Origin of the sequence: Tropheryma whipplei str. Twist (genome assembly GCF_000007485.1) — a bacterium.
In the GTDB taxonomy this organism is placed as follows: domain Bacteria; phylum Actinomycetota; class Actinomycetes; order Actinomycetales; family Microbacteriaceae; genus Tropheryma; species Tropheryma whipplei.
The window spans coordinates 681,198-702,580 of record NC_004572.3; the positions used below are offsets into that span (position 1 = coordinate 681,198).

A 21,383-nucleotide genomic window follows, 5' to 3' on the forward strand; every position below is an offset into this window, starting at 1 on the left:
CAGCAGGGGTTACCGGTTACACAACACAACGTTACAGGTTACGCAGGTAGTGATTACCACCCGCGCAGGTATGAGTTACATGTAACACAGGCAGGGGTTGCAGGTCATGCAGCTCATACGCCATAGGTTGCGCGGGGATAGGTAACAGGTTGCTCTGTGCCGAGTTACATGTAACCGGAAGCCTGGGGTAAGTTCCTCTTCTTGTCCATGATATAGATAACAGTCATGGGTGTGGGTTGTTTATTACAGCGTGTGTTACCAGTAACTCTGTTTAATGGGTAACCTGTTACGGATTGTAGGTGACCACCCCGCACAACACAGCGTTACAAGTCGCGCAGGTGTGGGTTACAGGTAACACAGGCATGTGCAACACGTAACACAGCATTACATGTTATGCGCAGGTGAGTAACATGTTGTGCGCCAGCGGGTTACAGATTACGGGTGTGGGTATTACACGTAACACAACATAGGTAACCACGTAACACAACATTACGTTACAAGTCGCGCAGGTGTGAGTTACCAGTAACACACCGGGGGTTACAGGTTAGACCTGAGAGATTAGTTGTGTCGTATGTTGATCCAGGAAGGAGTCTACGAGTCCGCCTGTGATATTGCCCTTGGTTACGATATTGCCTAGACCATTGCCTAGGACACCGAGTGGGTTACTCCAGAAGTATCTGGGTGATCGTATGGGAGCAGCTCTCTTAGATCTGTGATGCTTTGGGTCTGTGACTGTGGCATTTACAAACACATCCTTGATGCTTGAGACCATTAACACTTGGGATTGTGGATACCCAACAATCCCACTTGCAGTGCTGAATAACAGTCAAGCGCTATTAAGTGGAAGAAGAGACGCAAATTGTCACACAACCATCTGGGTTAGCGGCATAATCGATACGGGCGAAAACCTTGAATGACTCGGATTGTATCCCAGCTGCATAAGCCACGAGCCAGCGGCGGCAATCATTGCACCATTATCGGTGCACAGCGCAATAGGTGGGATCTTTACGTCCAAGCCGTGGATTTTCGCTCTTTCGCAAAGCATCTCTCTAATGCGATTATTTGCAGCTACCCCACCACCCATAACTATTAGATCCACATCACTGGCCAAGGCAGCCGCTACAGTTTTTGCTGTCAAAACATCTGCAACGGCTTCCTGAAAACTTGCAGCAATATCTTCTATCTTGGGTATCGAATGGGCTGGATTACTCTTTATTCTTTCAACAACCCTACCAACCGCGGTTTTCAACCCTGAAAAAGAAAAACTATACCTGTTGTGTTCTTCAAAATGCGTCAACAGCGCCCTTGGAAACTCCACGGCATTGGGGTTACCCGAACTGGCAAGCATCTCAATCGCAGGACCTCCGGGATACTGAAGGCCCATAAGTCTTGCGATTTTGTCAAACGCCTCACCGGCTGCATCATCCAGTGTCTCACCTAAAAGCGATATCTTATTGTTATGTATTTTCAACAGACAGGAATGCCCACCTGATGCAAGCAAAACAACTGAATCTCTGACATGCATATACTTACAAACATCTCGTAAAACACGCCGGGGAGGTGTATAGACACACAGGTTTGAATGTCTGTTTACCTGCGTTGTATGCGTATGTGAGTGTGTCGAACTGGCGTCATTCTCAATTCCATTAGATCCGATACTGTCCCTGCGGTGAATAACACCAAGGCCATCATTAGTGTAATCATCCAGAAAAGCCGATACGGCATGTCCAACAAGATGATTTACACCATAAACAGGCGTCCCCGTAGATAATCCCAAAGCCTTGGCCGCAGAAACGCCAACAGAAAGACTGGTAACAAGTCCAGGGCCTGCGGTAACAGCTATACCATCAATATCTTTAATACAGAGCTGTGCCGTCTCAAGCGCCAATTCAAGCAAATTTGGCAAATACTCAAGATGCGCCCGAGCAGCTATTTCGGGGATAACACCGCCAAAAGGTTTATGGCGTAAGCTTGATGAGGCAACCTCATTTGCAAGAACAGTTGAACCAGACACTATGCCAACACCTGTTTCATCGCAAGATGTTTCGATTCCGAGGATAATAGACACTATAACTCTTTCTTCATAGTTATTGCATCAACGCCGTTATAGTACTTTGGTCGCCGACCCAGGGTAACAAAACCGTGTTTTTTATACATTCCAATAGCTGGAAGATTACACACCTTGACTTCCAAAAAACACCTTTTCACGCCAGCATCTCTCGCATATTCAAAGAGATGTCGCAATAAAATACCCCCCAATCCCTTACGACGCCAAGCAGGATCAATCGCTAATGTTTCAAGATCAACATCCTCAAACCTCGGGTGCGATATCCCGGCATACCCAACCGGCATATCGCTGACCTTTAGCACAAAATAGCTACCCAAGCGCAGCTGCTGTAGCATGGTCGCAGATGACCATTCTTCCCCGGTAAAGGACCCGCGTTCAATCTTCATAATATCGGGCAAATCATGTAAGGACGCGGGGTGAATAGAGACTAAATCCTTATTGATTTCGCCCGATGGCACCCTAAGAGTTACATCGGCACGGCGCATATAGAATGGTTCAATCCTTGAACAGGCCCTTTTTGCCTTGAGTTGCAAATACGCCAACTTACCCAAGATAACAGGATTAACAGCGCTAACAGGCAGGATGGGTTGGGTATTCGGACGGTCAGATGTGATCGATTTGTCAATCGAGGCGTCTGTTTTTAGAGTATCTGTTTCACGCATTGAATTTTTTGACACTACGTTGATTGCGCAGTCGTGTGCTTGCGGAACTCGTGCGCGGAATATTCCGGGGGGTATTGTAGATGACACATTTGGTGGACAGGAACCCCGATCGATATGCCGCCCTGTCCGGCGCGGTCTTGGCGATCCGGTTAACGTGCCATTTGACTCTTTCTGTGCCTCAAACTGGGGTTCGTGTGCGCTTGCAACAAATACCGGATTGAACGGGAAGTCCTGAGACAAAATATTTATATCGCAAGAATCGATTAGTCCTGGACCTGCATAAATAATAGGTAGTCCGTCATTATCAAGTCCCGTATAGCGACTCCAATAAAACTGCCTGCGACCCGCTGGTGTAATAATTGTTCTTGCAATAGATGGCACATTTCGATGTATAGCGTCGCCCATGGAATATGTATTCCTGTCACAGAATTCTTCATGATTGGCTCCATCGGCGCTTTTGCTGACAGGTTCATGATGTGAAAAAACCTGCGATGTATGCAACCCTCGGTCGCAGAAAACATGTTCTTCGCAAGAGAGATAACCCATATAAATCGCATCATGCGCCATGACACCGTAAACAGGGATAGATAACGACAGTCCAAGGATGCGCGCAGCAACCAAGCCAGACCTCAAACCTGTATAGAACCCCGGACCCAAGCAAACAGCGATAAATGATAATGACTGCAGCTCTGAACATGCCTGACTGATTGCCTCTGCTATAAGTTCTGAATGCAGACGGCCAGAATCCTCTATACACTTCCCAACCGTTGTAATACGATTATTGTCAATTTCGAGGCACGCAATAGCCAAGCGCGAGGATGTATCTATTGCCAAAATCTTCATACGCCTACTGCGTGAGTGCCCTACTGTGACTGAGACATTGTGTGTGACTGAGACATTGTGTGGGTTATGAATGCAAGTTCTTTGATATCAAAACCCTTTGCATGCAGTGTAAAAATACGGGTATTATCCTTGGATGTAAAATCAATCTTGAAGCTAAGATACCTCGGCAAATTCCAAAAGAAACTCAGGGGCCATTCGACAACAGTGACTCTATTATCTAGGTCAAGATCAAAATCATCAAAGTCATGAATAAGCCTGTAACAGTCAACATGATTCATTCCGCCGTTTTGAGCAACATGCTCCCTTACCAAGGTAAAGGTCGGGCTAACAACCGCACTCTCAATTCCAAGACCGGCAGCTATACCCTTTGTAAAGGTGGTTTTTCCTGCACCAAGCTCACCAACAAGCAAGACAACATCTCCCGGTTTTAAGACACTTCCCAAAACATAACCAAGACATTCTGTTGCACCACAAGTTGGGACTTGTATGCTCCATGGAGGATGCGAAATAGTTGTATTGTGCTGAGCAACAACATTCGCAATTGCAAAACCGGATGAGTGGGTTACGCTGGCCGCCCATTCATTCAGGCCCAATTCATCTGCTTTGAGCAGCATACTACCAGAAAGAGATACAGAGATTGGCAAGTGTGTCCCGCCGGATGTTTGGATATCGTGCCATGTACCAGCAAGACCGCCAAGGGCTTTTATAACACTCTCCTTGAGGGCAAATCTAACAGAAAGGGCCTTTCTGTTATAAGAATTCGATAGCTCGGTTGGCGCAAACAAACGCTCAAGAAGGCGATTGGATCTGTCTATCTTTTTTTTGAAGTCGATGATGTCAACAAGATCCACTCCGGTGCGCATACGCAGTTCAGTCTAACATGCGGGCGTATATCTATACTTCCTGTTATGGTTCCAGAGGTAAAGCTTAGTCCTTTAGGTAGACCCGTAGATCCTGATGTAGCACCTGTTGTATCTACTAATACATATGTGGATATAGAAAAGCTTCCGTAGAGTATAGGTGTAATACTTACATTACTCTGACTCTGTGTGTACAGTAATACACGTGCTTTTAGGCTTGGATTAGCGTATGAGTATATAGTGTGGCTGACTGAGTATACAATACGGACAGCAAGGTACGGAACAGTGTTGAAGCTAATATTAGCAAAGCTGCGGTCACCTTTGCTTACTGCGCACCGATTGACTGAGTTCAATCTTACGAATCCTAATAGCCTCTGGTGTTACCTCAACACACTCATCCGGTCCCGCGAACTCAAGACATTCTTCAAGTGACAAATGTCTGGCGGGGACTATTTTCTCCAGCTCTTCAGCCGTGGAAGAGCGGGTATTAGTAAGTTTTTTTCCTTTTGTAACATTAACATTTAGGTCGCCGGGACGAGAGTTTCTGCCAACAACCATACCTTCATAAACCTGCTCGGATGGGGATACAAAAAACAAGACCCTCTCCTGAAGCCCAAGGATTGCATAAGATGTCACATGCCCTGCCCTATCGGCTACGGCTGATCCTTGTGCTCGCTGGTTAATCTGACCGGACCACGGAGCATAGGAATGAAAAATCGCATTTGCAGTCCCAGTGCCGCGAGTAATTGTCAAAAACTCAGTACGAAATCCAATTAACCCCCTTGAAGGGACAACAAAATCAGCATTTGTCCACCCGGCATTGGATATAACGCTCTCCACCCTACCCTTCCGTTCGGCAAGTAATTTTGTCACTGAACCAAAATACTCGTCCATGAGGTTTACGGTCAATAGTTCATATGGTTCATGGAGACTACCATCTACAATACGTGTTACGGCGCTGGGCTTTCCAACGGTTAGCTCAAACCCTTCTCTTCGCATTTGCTCGATAAGAACTGCAAGGGCCAGCTCTCCTCTACCCTGCACTTCCCAGGCATCGGTTCCCCGGGTTGGAATGACCCGTATAGAAACATTGCCAATTGTCTCTCTGTCAAGTCGCTCTTTTATTTGCGTTGCCGTGAGCTTATGGCCCGGGACACCCCCTGCCAAAGGAGATGTGTTGACACCGATAACAACCGAAATTGCCGGCTCATCAATGGATATACCGGGCAGGGGTCTGACATCATCAGGGTCGCATATGGAGTCACCTATCATTACATCCGGTATGCCAGCGATGGCGACTATATCACCAGCAGAGACTGAAGGGACGGGCACGCGATCCAAAGCAACTGTCTTGAGCAGCTCAGTTACCCTGACATTCACCCGCTGTTTAGATGAGGCATTTACCCAGCAAACTGTCTGCCCCTTTGATATGCTGCCGTTATAAATTCTTGTAAGAGCAAGGCGACCCAAGAACGCCGAGGCATCGATATTGGCAACATGTGCTTGGAGCGGGGCGTTTTTATCATATTCCGGTGCCGGGATATAGCTTATTATTTTTTCAAATAGGTCATCGAGATTATTTCTATCTGGCAATTGTCCATTATCTGGCTTATTTATGCTCGCCCGGCCTGCCCTGCCAGAAACATATACAATCGGGACATCAAGGATACTGTATAGGGCCGGATCGTTTATCTCTTCTGCCAGGGATATTAATAAGTCCTGAAATTCAGAAACAACATCATCTATACGAGCATCACTTCTATCTGTTTTATTAACCGCAAGAACAATCGGAAGCTTTTTGAGTAATGCCTTTTTCAGAACAAAGCGGGTTTGTGGAAGTGGGCCTTCGCTTGCATCAACCAGTACAACAACACCGTCGACCATAGACATTCCCCGTTCGACCTCTCCGCCGAAATCCGCATGCCCGGGTGTGTCGACTATATTTAGTGTCACAGATCTTCCGGATGACTTGTAGGTAACTGCGGTATTCTTTGCGAGAATCGTGATTCCCTTTTCACGCTCGAGCTCATGCGAGTCAAGCACCCTATCTTCTGCAGTGGTTGAATCGCTCGTCTGTTGAAGCATCGCGCTAATCAGGGTTGTCTTGCCGTGGTCTACATGTGCTACAACAGCAATATTTCTTATATCCTTGGTTATCACAGATATGTTTTCCTTATAAGTAACACAGTTAAATAACTGGTAACACAGTTAAATAACACAGTAATAGCTTGTTCAGTATATATACAGCACTAACAGTTGTACTACTAAGGGTTGTAGCAGAGGAAGTATAGGAAGGTGCAGTACCTGTTACTACTACTGTATATATACCTTGGCTAACACCTGTATCTATGCTTCCTGTTATGGTTCCATTGGTTCTGTCAAGGGTTACTGGTATCAATATTGATGGTTACGGTGTTACTGTCTGTGGTTAGGGTGGTTGGGCTTATTGTGTAACTGGTTATAAAACCTGTTACAGATAAGCTGACAGGTGTTGTTGTGTATATGGTTATGGTTGTACCAGATAGAGATGGTGCTGTACTGGTAACAAGAAATGTATATGTTGCACTAACACTTGTACTAGTAAGGGTTGTAGCAGAGGAAGTATAGGAAGGTGCAGTTGCAGTAATAGTTACTGTATATGTTCCAGGCACAATACTTGGGGTGATTGTTATATTGCCATTGGTTTTATCAATACCTAGTCCTTTAGGTAGACCTGTGGCATTAGTTCCACCAGATGTAGCATCTGCCATATATAACATTTATGGGTGTAGCTATATAAGACAGATTGGTGTATGTTGTTGTGAGTTACAGGTGACATAACAGGCGTAACAGGTCGCGCACCGCAGGGGCGACGTGTAGCACAACACACAGGTTACCGGTAACTCTGTAATGGGTTACAAGTCGTGCATGCATGGGTTACAGATTCACGGTTACAGGTCGGTGCAGGTATAGGTTACAGGTAACTCTGTTGCGGGTTACTCTGCTACTGCGGCTGGTTCTGTGTGTTTGCTGTGCAGTGTCTGTTTATACACTTACTTGCACCTACGGTTATGACAATCCATGTCTGTTGGGTAGATGATGTTGAGTTTTTATAGGCAGTAATGATTAGGGTTACAGTACCCTGTGTCTGGTTTGTTTTACCACTTCCCGTGTATGTCCATGTGTTACTGACCGTGTCTATGGTGAAGTTAGATAGAGATTGGGTAGATACAGGGATTGGGGTATAACCTTCTCCACCCTCGGTTAGTTGATCTGTGGGGTATAGGAATGTATCACTGCCATTTGCTCCACGCGAAGGCACATCACTGATACTTACCGCTTGATACTGTGCCACAGTGTTATCCATGACACAGTGTAATCCATGGCACACCACCCCTGCCAGAGCCTGTTTGATGTGTATACACCTGTGTTAGCAACTGCATAAGAAGTTATATAACCCGTTGTCTTGGGTGTAATAGTTATAGTACTCTGACCTATAGATACACCTGTGGCTTGGTTAGATAGAGATGGTGCTGTACTTTGATCAACAAGAAATGTATGTTGTACTCATAAACGTAACAGAAGCTGTTCTATTTGGTGAAGTTAGTGCATGAACACTACTACTATTACTGGGTAATACATAAAAGGTATATGTAACAAGATAAGAAGGTATACGAGACTTGGTAATATCAGCGGCAACAGGTGAACAGATTAACCTTCATCGAGTTTCTCTCCAAGATCTGCGTTTATCTCTGACATAACATCCACACAATCGGCATCCTTGCTGGCCAAACATTCCTCCATATTCTTCCTAAGCTTTTCAGAAACCTCAGACCTTTTACGAGATTTACCGGTTTTACTAGGCTTTTTGAATGTTCCTTTAGATTTTACGTATCCGGGTTTTTCTGATTTTCTCTCATTATCCTCTCCTGAGTTATTCGGGATAACCATCAAAAGAACAACAAATACAGATACGAACAGTGCGATAAACAACACAGAAGGACGTTTTAGTTTACCGAGGATGGCAGCAACGTATTTGTTATCAGTTAGTTTCAGAATAATCTGTGATTTTCCGGTCTGTCTATTAGAATCAACAGGATTGGGTGATTCGCGTAAGTTATACCCAGAAGTATCATGCAAAGAAATTGGGTGTTCAAACCTGAGTGGCTGGGGATCGGCCAGCCTGAAAAGACTTGCCTCGACCCATGCGGGTAATTCCGGATCAAATGGATCAAGTCTTTTTCTTACCCCTGCGGATATTTGCAACATTTGTTCTTGTTTTTCGTTTATGAGTACTGCACACCCCCGCAACAAGGAATAAAAATCAAGCCAGTCTGCATTAGGTGGGGCATGCTTTCTGGCAGAGCTAAACCCGGTCAGAACGGGCCTTCCAATATCATCGAAACGAATATTGCCAGGCCATACAGCACCATGAGCATAGCCTGCTGATGAAATCCTTGCGAGGGTTGCGACAAGGGAAGCAAGAATTGTAACCATTTCCCCAGGACTCAAACTGCCCCTGGTTTCCCATAAGTCAACAAGTGCGGGTCCATGCAAAGCCCGCATCACAAGACCCCTTTTATCCGGCAAATTTAAGACATCACGCAATTCAACAACACCCGGACCCCTGAGTGAATCCAGAGCATCAGCTTCAATTGCAATGTGTTCAGAAGTAACACCCGCCCGGTACATTTTAAGGGCGACGAGATTTACTAATTCACCGGGATCCATGAATGATTGGCGGGCTACCATTCCCGGATCTCCGCTTATCTCCTGTGCAAGGTAAATAACCGCGCGGTCAGATTCATGCAGAGTTTTTATGACACGATAATTACCTATTATTTGACGGGCTTTCTCTGTGTCTTTGTCATCTGTTGAACGCGTGTGTTTGTTGAAGAATGGAATCACATACTCGAATATCGCGCATATTGTTTTGCACCTTAGCGAATAAGCACAAATTGTTGAAAACTAAAGTATTCTGGTACCCTGAGGTGGTTTAGAAATGCCAAAGAGTAACAAGAAAGCACCCGGGCGCATTGCGCAGATAATGCAGGTTCTTCGTATAGCCTGTTCGGGTAGGCCAAAGGTGGTTGTTTATCTGATAGCAGCCGGTATCACTCCGCTGGTCGCGGGGATTAGTGCTGCCGTTATTTTGGCCTATACCTCGATATTAGTGTTTATTCTTTTGATTCTAATCTCTGTTGGTGCTGCATTGTTAAGTTTTATGATCACACTTGGTAAACAAGCTGAAAAGGTCGCGTATAGCCAGGTGGAGGGCCGCCCCGGGGCAACGGGGGCTGTTATAAAAACCTTTAGAGGATGCTGGCAGACCAGTGAGATACCAGTTGCTGTGAACCCTAAAACTGCAGATGCAATATACAGGGCAGTTGGTAAATGTGGGGTTGTTCTGATTATCGAGGGAATGAGACAAAGGGCCCAGAAAATGCTGGCCGAAGAACAGCGCAGGGTAAAACGTGTGCTTCCTAACATACAGATCCATGTTCTGAATGTAAACCATCTAGATCCAAAGTCCGTACCATTGAATAGACTTGGTAAAAAAATGAGGTCCCTAAAGAAAACCCTTCATCGAAGCGAAGTGTGGAAGGCTGGCAAGCTTCTGGATGCCATTCCAAAAAATTACATGCCAGTACCAAAGGGAATGGATCTAAAGAAACCAGTCAAGCGACCTTCACGGGGTTGAGTATCGTACACGGTCAGATCGCTCGGTACGTAACCTGAGTCACGCTGCACGCATCATACATAGTTAGTGCATTTTGGGTATTTGAGTTTGTTATTTACATACTTTGTTACCTACATGCACAGCAGTAACATCCGGTAATGCAGTACTGCCGTTTGACAAAGTCGAAGCAGTAACACTTGGCACAGGATTAACACTTGGCAGTGTTACCAGCTAGGCTATCCCAGATGCCTCTGGGTGATCGTGTGGGGGCAGGCATCAACCAGACTTGTTACTGCGGTAGGTAGGACACCTGCAAGACCGGCAAGGAGGCCTGGGTTTGTTGTGGACTGTGACTAATAAAGTCTGATGTCTATCTCTCCATTGGTTTTATCAAGGGTTAGTCCTTTAGGTAGACCTGTAGCATTAGTTCCACCAGATGTAACACCTGTAGGTGTAGCTATATAACTGGATGGGGCACCTCTTGCGTTGGGTGTGACTGTATAAGACAGATTGGTGTATGGGGCTGCGTTACAGGTTCCATAGCAGGAGTTACCAGTTACACACCGGGGGTTACCAGTAACGTGGGCATGCGTAGCCACGTAACACAATATAGGTAACCACGTAACACAACACACGAGTTACCAGTCGCGCTGGTATGAGTTACACGTAACACAACAGGGGTTACAGGTTACACGGTTACATGTTGCGCTGTGCCATATAGAGATGGTGTAGTACTAGAGCCCAGGAAGGAGCCTACGATACCGCCTATGCTACCGAGTAGGTTGCCAAAGATGCTTCTGGGTGAGTATCTGGATGATCGTGTGGGGGTGGTTAGGGTGGCCATGCATTCTGCCACCACCTGTCCAGACATATTCTGCTGTAAATGGCTATTGTTGTGGGCTCTGGAAAGGGGAGTCCTCTCGTAACAAACATTTGACATTAAATGTATTACAATGGACGAAATACTGTTACCAGTGTACTCCTCAGAACAGAAGGAGTCTTGTGATATCGATTAGGAGAAAAATGAGAAATCTTGAGATCATCGAAGTTGCCACACTAGACAGTGATCGTACTGCAGTTCCGTGTTTTCACCATCATCATTATTCTGGGCCGCAGAAAGGTTTTACCTGGGCTTAAATCGCAGAGATACGAGTATTATCGTGCGCTATTGCCGATAATGTCGCTGTATATTTGTGTGGAGCTAAGGCCACTATCTTGCGGACGCGCCCTCTTGACATGCGCAGATGGAGCCCATCTCATTCTTGACACGTCTGTTGGTGAGGTTGAGAGTATGCTACGGAAAGCGACCGCCAAACAGTCGCCTGGACCTCTTGGGGTCAAACTATAGGAGTTGTGATTCTTTAGTGTTAAGCGAAAAATTACGTGTTATGCGTGCCGGTAAAATAACCATCCGGTTATTGCTGCCACCCGTTTTAATGAATCTGCTGTCTTTCGGAGCGTATATTGTTGCCGGAGTTTTTAATGCCCTCCTTTTTACCGAACTTCTCTCGCAGCGCAGGTTGTTTGAAATTACTATTCTTATTGGTGGTATTGCCCTGACACTAATTGCTCGTCCACTTATTAGTGTGGGTGAAGCTGTTCTTGAAACCCGTGCTGGTACAAGAGTCAAACAGAATCTTAGACAAGCTCTATTAACTGAGCTAGATAGGCGCGGCCCAATGCGCGTGGGGTTTTGGCGATCGGGCAAAATACAAGCCCTAATCAGTGATGGCATTGAATCTATTGATTTGTATTTTGTTAAGTATTTTGTGCATTTTATAACAACAGTTGTTTCTGGAATTGTAATAGTCATTATCATTTGGCAAATCAATTGGATTATTGCCGTTGTGTTGTTGTTTTGCGCCATTGGAATGGTTGGCATCCCAAGGCTTTGGGATAAAGCACTAGGGAAAAAGGGGCAAGAGCACTGGGTTGCTTATGAAAACATGAACGCAGATTTCATCGACGCAATGATGGGCATGTCAACTTTGAAATCTTTCGGGGCAGCCGAACGATATGGCAAAAAACTGGAGGAGCAATCAAACAGGCTCCTTTCTTCTACGCGCAGACGGCTAAGAATATCATTGGGTGAAAATGGACTCAGATCGCTAATGCGTGCATTGGGGCCTGCACTCGGCTTGGTAATTGCCATTTTTCAAATCCGCGCCGGTCATATGGAGATTGGTCAGCTGTTCTTGGTTATCAAGTTGTCAATAGAATTATTCCGCCCACTCAACACCCTAGTTATTTTGTATTATGGGGCGTTTTTCGGGATTGCAGCTGTCTCTAGTATAAATGAGATACTTGAAGAGAGATCTCACAGTGTTGCACATAATAATCATGAGACTCCCTCGCTAACTGGACTAACAGGCTTTGATAGGGTTTCATATACATATATCGGTGCTGATAAATCCGCCCTAACGCACACTACATTTTCAATTCCATCCAACAAGACAACAGCAATTGTTGGCTTATCTGGATCAGGTAAGTCAACTGCGCTGGGCTTGCTGATGGGGTTTGATAGACCCAATTCTGGGCAAATCAGGGTTTTTGGAAATGACCCAGTCAGTATTGATACAACCAAGGTAATGACACTTGTGCCGCAGGATCCTGTTATTTTCCCCGGAACAATCCGTGAAATACTCGCTAGTGCAAACCGAAAAGCAACAGAGGCAGAAATGATTGAGGCTCTACGCTATGCGCAAGCAACAACTCTGCATCTTGAAACAGAACATGACGAACTGGATATACTCGACGTCTGTATATTCGAACACGGAAAGAACCTTTCAGGGGGTCAAAAACAACGATTGGCCATTGCAAGGGCGCTTATCAGGAATACGCCGATTCTAGTATTAGACGAGTCAACATCCGCGCTTGACACCATGACGGAAAGTGCTTTACTAAAGGCTATCAGAACCGCACGGCCAGATTTAACACTGTTGATTGTTACGCACCGAATTGACACAGCAGCTAAAGCTGACCAGGTGGTTGTTATGGCCAATGGCAGTGTTACCTGTGCCGGTGCTCCGCAATTGCTTGCGCGGGATAAAGACTCTGTCTGGTCAAAACTGGTAAAAGCACAGTTAGGTGATGTAAATGTCGAGCGCATTGAATAACACGAGATTGAGTAAGGGTGTAACAAGAAAAATGCTAAAAGATCTCTTGATCCTAGCTGGCAAGTTACGCAAATGCCTGGGGCTATTTACCCTTGCAACACTTGTCCTGATTATATGGAATCTGGCTGAGACCGGGATTGCGGTTGTGTCCTTATTTATAAGTTCGGCATTCTTTTCAGATACTCAGGCTGAACTACAAGGGCTTTTCATCTTGTTATTCTCACTGGTTGTGGTTTATTCCGTGTTTAATCTATTGGATATATGGTTGGCACATGATGTTGCGAACAGGATCCTGCATATCCTTCGAGTCAGCACATATTCAGCTATAAACCGTATTGCTCCATTAGGTTTACAAAACAAACGAACGGCTGATATTGCATCAGCTGCATTGAGCGATACCAGTGAGTTGGAATGGTTTTACACACAAATACTTCCGTCCGCAATATTTACGATAGTGAACTCGATTATTTTTACCACCATATTAACTTGGTTAATCGGTCCAATTGGGCTATTTATGATTATCCCAATGATCCTGACAATTATATTTCCATTTGTGCTAGTGCCCATACAGAGACGTCAAGGTGTTGCATCGCGGGAAACCCTAGTTGACCTGCGCGCAGCGGTTCTGAATGCCGTTCAGGGACAGCGCGAATTGCGATCTCTGGGAATGGTGAAGAAACAGCATGAAGTAGTTATTGCAGCAACAGAGCGGGTTCAGAAAATCAAGAATGCACATAACCTGCGAAAGGCTTTAGAGCTTGCCTTTTCTTCATTAGTCACAGCTGCTGGGTCAATAATCCTGCTAATAATCTTGACCGACAGGGTGTTAAATGGGCAACTTGATGGGCGGATTCTACCGGTTGCAATACTTTTAGCGGGGCTAAGTGTAATACCGAGTTATATTCTTGCTGACGCAATGGGAAGAATGGGAGACTTTGGTGCATGTGCAATGCGAATAAACAAGATACTGAAAGCTAAAGATCCCATTCCAACTGAACCTAGGCGCGGCTTAGAAAAGCATCATAATGAGGATAATACCCTCGTGGCGGATGATATAGGGTTTTCGTATGATTCTCAACCTGTATTATCCGGCGTTAATTTAACAGTCAGTCCGTCAAGATCGGTCGCCATTGTTGGGCATTCCGGCGCAGGTAAGAGCACACTTGCCAATTTGGCAATGCGATTCCTTGATCCCGATGATGGTGAAATGAGGTTTGATGGGCTAAATTTACACGGCTACAACCCTGATGTTTATCGGCAACGCTTGTCTCTTGTGCCGCAAGATTGTCATATCTTTGCGGGGACAATCAGACAAAATCTAGAATTGGCAAAAGATGGGGTCAGTGATGATGCAATCTGGGAGGCGCTAAAGCTAGCTGATATTGCTACATTGGTTGAATCACTTGGTGGCCTAGATGCACCGGTTGGTGACCGTGGTACAACCCTATCGGGCGGTGAACGTCAGCGTATTGGAATTGCCAGGGCATTTCTGCGTAATCCAGATATGCTAATCCTTGATGAGCCGCTGGCAAATATAGATCCACTGCTTGAGGCGAATATCGCAGCCAATGTTCGCAGACTCCGCGGAGGGCGAACCACCATAGTTATCGCACATCGCCTGGCATCAATCCGCATAGCTGACCACATAATAGTGCTGGACAATGGCGGGGTTGTTGCGCAGGGCACTCACAAGAAATTACTGAACAACATGCATTATCTGGAATTACTCGGAAACCAAATACAGCAGTAACAATTGTGCTAGTAAGGGTTGTAGCAGAGGAAGTATAGGAAGGTGCAGTTGCAGTAATAGTTACTGTATATGTTCCAGGCACAATACTTGGGGTGATTGTTATATTGCCATTGGTTTTATCAATATTGATGGTTACGGTGTTACTGTCTGTGTCTGTTGGGGTGGTTGTTTTTATTGTGTAAGGGTGTGTATGTGACACCTACAAGCTGTCCACTGATGCTTGGCACCTTGTTTTTGCCAGCACCTGCCTTGGTATATGGTTGTGGTTACGGGCTGTATTACAAGTCTTGCTGGTAAGGGTTACAGGTAACACCCCGGGGGTTACAGGTAACACGGTTACGGGTTACCAGTAATGCGGGCAGAGGTTACAGGTTGCGCTGTGCCATATAGAGATCCACCAAAGATGGAGCCTAGGCCATTGGTAATGCTATCCCAGAAGCCTCTGGGTGATCGTATGGGGGCAGCTCTCTTAGATCTGTGTGTGTAACCTGTCACACAACAGGGGTAACTGGTTCACGGGTGTGTGGGGTAACAGGTTACACGGTTACAGGTTGCGCTGTAACTGCAGTTGGTGCTGTCTGTTTGGTGTGCTGTGTGCGTCTATACACTTACCTGCACCTACTGTTAGACAGTCCATGGTTGTACCAGATAGAGATGGTGTAGTACTGGTAACAAGAAGGGTATATGTTGCACTAACAATTGATGTTTTTGATGCAGTGGCAGTTACTACTACTGTATATATACCTTGGCTAACACCTGTATCTATACTTCCTGTTATGGTTCCAGAGGAATTAAGGGTTAGTCCTTTAGGTAGACCTGTGGCATTAGTTCCACCAGATGTAGCATCTGCCATATATAACATTGATGGATGTAGCTATATAACCGGATAAAGGGGCACCTTTTGACTTGGGTGTAATAGTTACAGTACTCCCCTACTAACCAGACTGGTTACTTGAGTGGGTAGGACAGCGTTTGCAAGTGTGACTGGTAAGGGTAACAGTAGAGGGTAAGACTATCAGCGGCAGTGACAGTGGAGGTAACAGGTTACTGCTTACGGGTGTGGAGTAACACGTAACACAACATAGGTAACTACGTAACACAACACACGAGTAACCAGTCGCGCTGGCAGAGGTTACAGGTAACCCTGTGGCGTATGCAGATCCAGGAGGGAGTTTGCGAATCCGCCTAGGCCACTGCCTAGGACACTGCTTAGGCTGTCCAAGAAGCCTCTGGGTGATTGTGTTACCAGTTACACAGTTACAGGTTGCGCAACACAGGTTACTGCTTACGGGTGTGGAGTAACACGTAACACAACATAGGTAACTACGTAACACAACACACGAGTAACCAGTCGCGCTGGCAGAGGTTACAGGTAACCCTGTGGCGTATGCAGATCCAGGAGGGAGTTTGCGAATCCGCCTAGGCCACTGCCTAGGACACTGCTTAGGCTGTCCAAGAAGCCTCTGGGTGATTGTGTTACCAGTTACACAGTTACAGGTTGCGCAACACAGGTTACTGCTTACGGGTGTGGAGTAACACGTAACACAACATAGGTAACTACGTAACACGGCACCAGATGTTACCAGTCGCGCAGGTGCGTGTTACAGCTTACACGTAACACACCGGGGGTTACAGGTTACTCTGTGGAATTAGTTGTGTCGTATGTTGATCCAGGAGGGAGCTTACGATACCGGTTAGGGCACCGGCTATGGCACTGCCTAGGGCGCCCACGAGGTTTCTGGGTGATTGTGTGGGGTGGCTCTACTAACCAGACTGGTTACTTGAGTGGGTAGGACGGCGCCGGCAACAGCACCAAGGAAACCTTGGGTTGTTGTGTGGTGGACTGGGGTGTGGCAGATAGAGATGGTGTAGTACCGGAGCCCAGGAATCCGGCTATGGCACTGCCTAGGCTGTCCAAGAAGTATCTGGGTGATCGTTACACGTAACACAACATAGGTAACTACGTAACACGGCACCAGATGTTACCAGTCGCGCAGGTGTGGGTTGCAAGTTACACACCGAGGGTAACAGGTTAGATCTGAGAGATTAGTTGTGTCGTATGCAGATCCAGGAAGGAGCCTGCGATACCGCTTACGAGTCCGGCTATGCCACCGGCTAGGGCATTGCCTATGTCGCCCCAGAAGTATCTGGGTGATCGTGTGCGGGCAGCTCTCTTAGATCTGTTATGGGTTGTAAAGGTATATGCATGTGCCACCTACGGTCGAAGTCGCAGGATAAATACTTGGCAGTGAATCAATACTTGACACAGTGTTTGTGCCATTTGGGTCAGGTGTGCCACTGATACTTGACACTGATGCTGTGTCACTGATCTACGGCACAGTGTTTCCAGCACTTATGTAGGCGTATGGGCTGTGTGTATTACAGGTTACTGTGAGTTACAGGTTCCATAGAGCAAGCACAACCCCCTCAAGGTTAGACCGGCACGCAGTTGTTAACGCATTACACGCGTGACCCTTCTCGGTCAAAAATCACAGAGGGGTATAGGGCAAAACGTATATAAAAAGCGTATCTTTTTTCCTAATTTTAAATACATCAAGAGAAATATTTACCGTATATAGCCCAGGGCGGACATTACGATTCACCTGCCCTCTTACAACCCCAACGGCTGTGTCAATAAAAAGGCCAGAAGGTAAACCGACCCCAGGTTCGGTTCTATCTGTTTCTGTAACAGACAATGTGTAAAAGCTGGATGATGGAAGTGGAATATAGACGCTACTCTGTCCAATTAATACACTCGTCTTGATACTCGTTGTAGATATATCGGTGTTGTATACGGTTATATACACCGCATCCACAGCAATTGTAAAAACAGCAAGAGCTGTTATATACGCAATATACACCCCTTGGGTAATACTGGGATTTATAGATCCCGTTATATATTTTCTGTATCGATCAAGAGTAAGGCCTTTGGGTAGGCCAGATCCGGGTGATGTCAGGGTAGTGTACGTATACTGAGAAAACAACAGAAAGAATGGTGGGACAGGAAGAGAGATCGACACTCTCTTTGCCCCCAAAGATGCATAAGTATGCACAGTATTTGTCTTGAGTTGCCCCAAAACGGTAAAGATATATGTAACAACGGCGAGCTCAGGAGTTATAACAGTGGATAATGTTGTATAAACATCCTTTGGCATGTGCTCAAAAATAGCGGTTTTGCGCGAACAGGTATTGCATATACCCTTCAGAAATACATTCGTACTACTTGTCCCGTGTTTTGAATACTGCCCGATTGTTGCTGTTCTCGCGTAGGTTACAACATATTCATACACTCCGGGCGGACCTGCAACGATTCCTGTTATAGAACGGCTTACAAGATTTAACCCGGATGGCAGACTGCCGGCTGTATGCAACAATGTCATTGCATAGCGTGATGGAAATGGTGCGGTTAGACTAAGATTCTGTCCCTGAATAAGGGTTATATACAGGCTATTGCTTTCCCTGTACGTCACATAGATCTGATATGTGGCAGTGGTATACGAGTCAGACAGCGTAAATGTATAGGTCCAATTTTTCCCAAAAAATGGATTAACATAGCTCAGTGTTTTTCCAAAAAATGCAGTTACGACAAATTGATATAGACCGGGGGTGACGCTCTTATCTATAGACCCTGTTATCTCTCCGTTGCTTGTATTAAGGGTTAGTCCTGAGGGCAAGGAGAACATAGAGTTCATTCCATTTGTGATTACATTACTTGTGTTTATAAGAAATGATGTTGGGGTGGCATATGACTTGGCAAAACCAGTGCCATGAAGCCATCCATGACTATCGGTAGATGTGCGAATTATTTTTCCTGGTATAGACCAGGATGGTGAAATGGTTATGGTTGATTGATTTACAGAAACAGTAGTTGTGATATTGCTTATATTGGGTGTTAGCATAAGGTAACCGTAATACCTGATAATAGGTTCGTTTCCGCCATTACATATAGTGAGTTCAGAACACCATTTGTCCAAAGAGGTATTGATAAGAGCTCGATCCTGCACCTTGAGGGGCGATCTATTCACGTGGGGATTTTTTATCTGCCTATCTTGCATCTCTCTCTTAGATCTGTGAGAGGTTGTTGGGTTGTGTGTATCTATTGCATAGGTGATATGGGTGGTTGTGTCTCTGTTTATGGCTATGGCTGTTATGGGAGATGTTGGTAGGGATGAGAGATGTATCTGTCCGGTGTATCTATCTATGGTTATGTCTTTGTTTGGGTGTGTTAGAGAGAAGGTGTATCTGGAGTTTCTGAGTGATGGTATGTCTGAGAGATATGTGTTATCTATCTGTTTGTGTATGGGAACAGTTATCTTTGGTTTCTCTGTTACATGTATGTCAAAGAAGAAGATGTTACGGGTTGTTAGGAGAGCTATGAGATTGGTTGTTGTCTTTGTTATGGAGATTACTTTCTCATCTCCGTATGGGGTTGCTATGTCTGTATGAGGGAAGGTTAGGAAAGATGATGGATCTGCTTTCTTATCTGTGTAATAGAGAGATATATGTGTGTTGGTTATATATGGGACATATAGGTATGAGGATGTATCTGTGTATGGGACATATATATGTGTCTGTGGTTGGGGTAAGAGAGATGGGGTGCAGGACAGGGTTTGTTTTGTACTGCTTGTAACAGGATCTATTAGGAGAGATACATTTGTGTTAGTTGTTACACATACTTCTTGTGTATTTGTATTACTTACTCTTGTGTATTTGGTATTAGATGAAACAGATGTAGATGAAACAGATGATAGGAGGGATAGAGCAGGAGGTGTCTGTCTGGCAAAGGCTGTTTCATATTGTAGGGATGATAGGAGGAGAAGGGTTAATAGTAAGGTAAAGGCTTTGGTGAGGTAAGAGAGAGGGTTAGGCGATGTTGGCATATTTACAGAAACGACGGAACACAATTATAACGATCGTAGGTAAAGAACAAGGAACATCTGCCTGAAATACTTACCTGAGAACATTTGTTCATTCACACAGACATGCATCTTAGTCTTGATAATTCAGATTATGTATATATAGGTAACCACACACATGACACAGTAATACTGTGTTACATGTGGGCTGGTGTCGCCGGGGGTTGCGCGGGCAGGGGTTACAGGTTGCGCTGTGCCATATAGAAATGCGGATCCACCAAAGAATGAGCCTATGCCACTGAGTAGGCCGTCAAAGAGGCCTCCGGATGATTGTGTGGGGGGTGGATACTAACCAGTGTTGTTACTGCGGCAGGTAGGATGGCGTTTGCAAATGTGACTGGTAAGGGTGATAAGGGTGTCGGCAACAGCAGCATCAGCGGGACAAGGCCGGCAGTGACAGTGGAGGTAACAGGTGGGAGGGTAAGGGCTCCCCTCTGCCAGTGGTATAGATAACAGTCATTGGTGCAGATGTTGGGTTTGACGAATAACCTGATCCGCCCTGTGTTAGGTGAGTGGGGTATGTGAGGTTGGTATTTGGGCCCTCTGTGGCACTTATGCTTGTCACTGATCCATGACACAGTGTTTTTGCCAGCGCAGTGTAATCCGTGTTAACAGTAATCTGTCCTAACACCTGTATCTATACTTCCTGTTATGGTTCCATTGGTTCTGTCAAGGGTTACTGGTATCAATATTGATGGTTACGGTGTTACTGTCTGTGGTTAGGGTGGTTGGGCTTATTGTGTAACTGGTTATAAAACCTGTTACAGATAAGCTGACAGGTGTTGTTGTGTATATGGTTATGGTTGTGCCAATGCCTATGTGTTACATGTAATGGGTTGCACAGTATAGGTTACAGGTTACATAGCAGGGGTTACAGGTTGCGCTGTGATAGATAGAGATGTACCAAAGAGGGAGCCTATGCCACTGAGTAGGCCGTCAAAGAGGCCTCCGGATGATTGTGTGGGGGCAGCTCAGTAGCAGCGGGTTGCGCAAGTTTAGCAGGAGCAGGTTTTGCTGCAGCAGGTTAGGGTGGTTGGGTTTATTAGTGTTTGCAACAGATGTAACAGGTTACACACCGGGGGTTACAGGTAACTCTGTGGGATTAGTTGTGTCGTATATATCACAGATACATCGGTTCTCTGATATAGATACGTATATAGTAATAGAACGTAGGAAGGTTCATTCTGTATGATTTCCATCTTTCTGGCCCCATCGTCTAGAGGCCTAGGACCCCGCCCTTTCACGGCGGTAGCACGGGTTCAAATCCCGTTGGGGTCACCCTTATTCTTTGGCCCTGTGGCGCAGTTGGTTAGCGCGCCGCCCTGTCACGGCGGAGGTCGCGGGTTCGAGTCCCGTCAGGGTCGCTCATGGCTCTGTAGCTCAGTTGGTAGAGCGTTCGACTGAAAATCGAAAGGTCACCGGATCGATACCGGTCGGAGCCACAACTGTATCTCTCTTTATAAGAGGAAGGGGAGGGCAGCCAGTCCAGATCCTAGTAATAGACCTGAT

Annotated in this window: 13 protein-coding genes and 3 tRNA genes; 6 read left to right on the top strand and 10 right to left on the bottom strand. The window is 45.7% G+C overall.

Annotation, left to right across the window (positions count from 1 at the left end; translation table 11 throughout):
- Window positions 1–862: 862 nt before the first annotated feature.
- The 8 genes from tsaD to TWT_RS03340 all read right to left on the bottom strand — a co-directional run bounded on the left by tsaD (window position 863) and on the right by TWT_RS03340 (window position 9,320).
- A complete protein-coding gene (gene tsaD, locus TWT_RS03310; RefSeq protein WP_011096130.1) occupies window positions 863–2,068 on the bottom strand; it encodes a tRNA (adenosine(37)-N6)-threonylcarbamoyltransferase complex transferase subunit TsaD in 1,206 nt (401 codons plus the stop codon).
- A complete protein-coding gene (gene tsaB, locus TWT_RS03315) occupies window positions 2,068–3,573 on the bottom strand; it encodes a tRNA (adenosine(37)-N6)-threonylcarbamoyltransferase complex dimerization subunit type 1 TsaB (protein ID WP_011096129.1) in 1,506 nt (501 codons plus the stop codon). Before tsaB ends, tsaD begins: the two co-directional genes overlap by 1 nt.
- 20 nt (window positions 3,574–3,593) lie before the next feature.
- A complete protein-coding gene (locus TWT_RS03320; RefSeq protein WP_011096128.1) occupies window positions 3,594–4,436 on the bottom strand; it encodes a bifunctional holo-ACP synthase/tRNA (adenosine(37)-N6)-threonylcarbamoyltransferase complex ATPase subunit type 1 TsaE in 843 nt (280 codons plus the stop codon).
- 312 nt (window positions 4,437–4,748) lie between these two features.
- Window positions 4,749–6,593, bottom strand: a complete 1,845-nt coding sequence (typA, locus tag TWT_RS03325; protein WP_011102668.1) for a translational GTPase TypA — start codon at window positions 6,591–6,593, stop codon at window positions 4,749–4,751.
- A gap of 28 nt (window positions 6,594–6,621) precedes the next feature.
- Complete coding sequence (locus TWT_RS04650; RefSeq protein WP_166806555.1) at window positions 6,622–6,831, bottom strand: putative Ig domain-containing protein; 210 nt, start codon at window positions 6,829–6,831, stop codon at window positions 6,622–6,624.
- Complete coding sequence (locus TWT_RS03330) at window positions 6,812–7,183, bottom strand: putative Ig domain-containing protein (RefSeq protein WP_166806556.1); 372 nt, start codon at window positions 7,181–7,183, stop codon at window positions 6,812–6,814. Before TWT_RS03330 ends, TWT_RS04650 begins: the two co-directional genes overlap by 20 nt.
- Window positions 7,184–7,416: 233 nt before the next feature.
- Window positions 7,417–7,779, bottom strand: coding sequence for a hypothetical protein (locus tag TWT_RS03335; RefSeq protein WP_038106019.1), 363 nt, complete (start codon window positions 7,777–7,779; stop codon window positions 7,417–7,419).
- Between the two features lie 344 nt (window positions 7,780–8,123).
- Window positions 8,124–9,320, bottom strand: coding sequence for a serine/threonine-protein kinase (locus TWT_RS03340; RefSeq protein WP_011096126.1), 1,197 nt, complete (start codon window positions 9,318–9,320; stop codon window positions 8,124–8,126).
- 94 nt (window positions 9,321–9,414) lie between these two features.
- Between TWT_RS03340 and TWT_RS03345 the strand changes: the two genes are divergently transcribed.
- The 3 genes from TWT_RS03345 to TWT_RS03360 all read left to right on the top strand — a co-directional run bounded on the left by TWT_RS03345 (window position 9,415) and on the right by TWT_RS03360 (window position 14,958).
- Window positions 9,415–10,113, top strand: a complete 699-nt coding sequence (locus TWT_RS03345) for a DUF4191 family protein (RefSeq protein ID WP_011096125.1) — start codon at window positions 9,415–9,417, stop codon at window positions 10,111–10,113.
- Between the two features lie 1,367 nt (window positions 10,114–11,480).
- A complete protein-coding gene (locus TWT_RS03355; protein ID WP_230624337.1) occupies window positions 11,481–13,208 on the top strand; it encodes an ABC transporter ATP-binding protein/permease in 1,728 nt (575 codons plus the stop codon).
- Window positions 13,189–14,958: an ABC transporter ATP-binding protein gene (locus TWT_RS03360; RefSeq protein WP_011102672.1), complete on the top strand. Its 1,770-nt coding sequence runs from the start codon at window positions 13,189–13,191 to the stop codon at window positions 14,956–14,958. The genes TWT_RS03355 and TWT_RS03360 overlap by 20 nt, the downstream gene beginning before the upstream one ends.
- A 544-nt stretch (window positions 14,959–15,502) precedes the next feature.
- Here TWT_RS03360 and TWT_RS04655 read toward each other — a convergent pair.
- Both TWT_RS04655 and TWT_RS03370 read right to left on the bottom strand, forming a co-directional pair.
- Window positions 15,503–15,811 carry an Ig domain-containing protein gene (locus tag TWT_RS04655; protein WP_166806557.1) on the bottom strand — a complete coding sequence of 103 codons (309 nt, stop codon included), beginning with the start codon at window positions 15,809–15,811 and terminating at the stop codon, window positions 15,503–15,505.
- A 1,636-nt stretch (window positions 15,812–17,447) separates the two neighbouring features.
- Window positions 17,448–19,838, bottom strand: a complete 2,391-nt coding sequence (locus tag TWT_RS03370; protein ID WP_044143930.1) for a WND domain-containing WiSP protein — start codon at window positions 19,836–19,838, stop codon at window positions 17,448–17,450.
- Window positions 19,839–21,079: 1,241 nt separating this feature from the next.
- Here TWT_RS03370 and TWT_RS03380 point away from each other — a divergent pair.
- The 3 genes from TWT_RS03380 (at window position 21,080) to TWT_RS03390 (ending at window position 21,316) form a co-directional block, all read left to right on the top strand.
- Window positions 21,080–21,152, top strand: a tRNA-Glu gene (locus TWT_RS03380).
- Window positions 21,153–21,164: 12 nt separating this feature from the next.
- A tRNA-Asp gene (locus TWT_RS03385) sits at window positions 21,165–21,238 on the top strand.
- A gap of 5 nt (window positions 21,239–21,243) precedes the next feature.
- Window positions 21,244–21,316, top strand: a tRNA-Phe gene (locus TWT_RS03390).
- Window positions 21,317–21,383 lie beyond the last annotated feature (67 nt).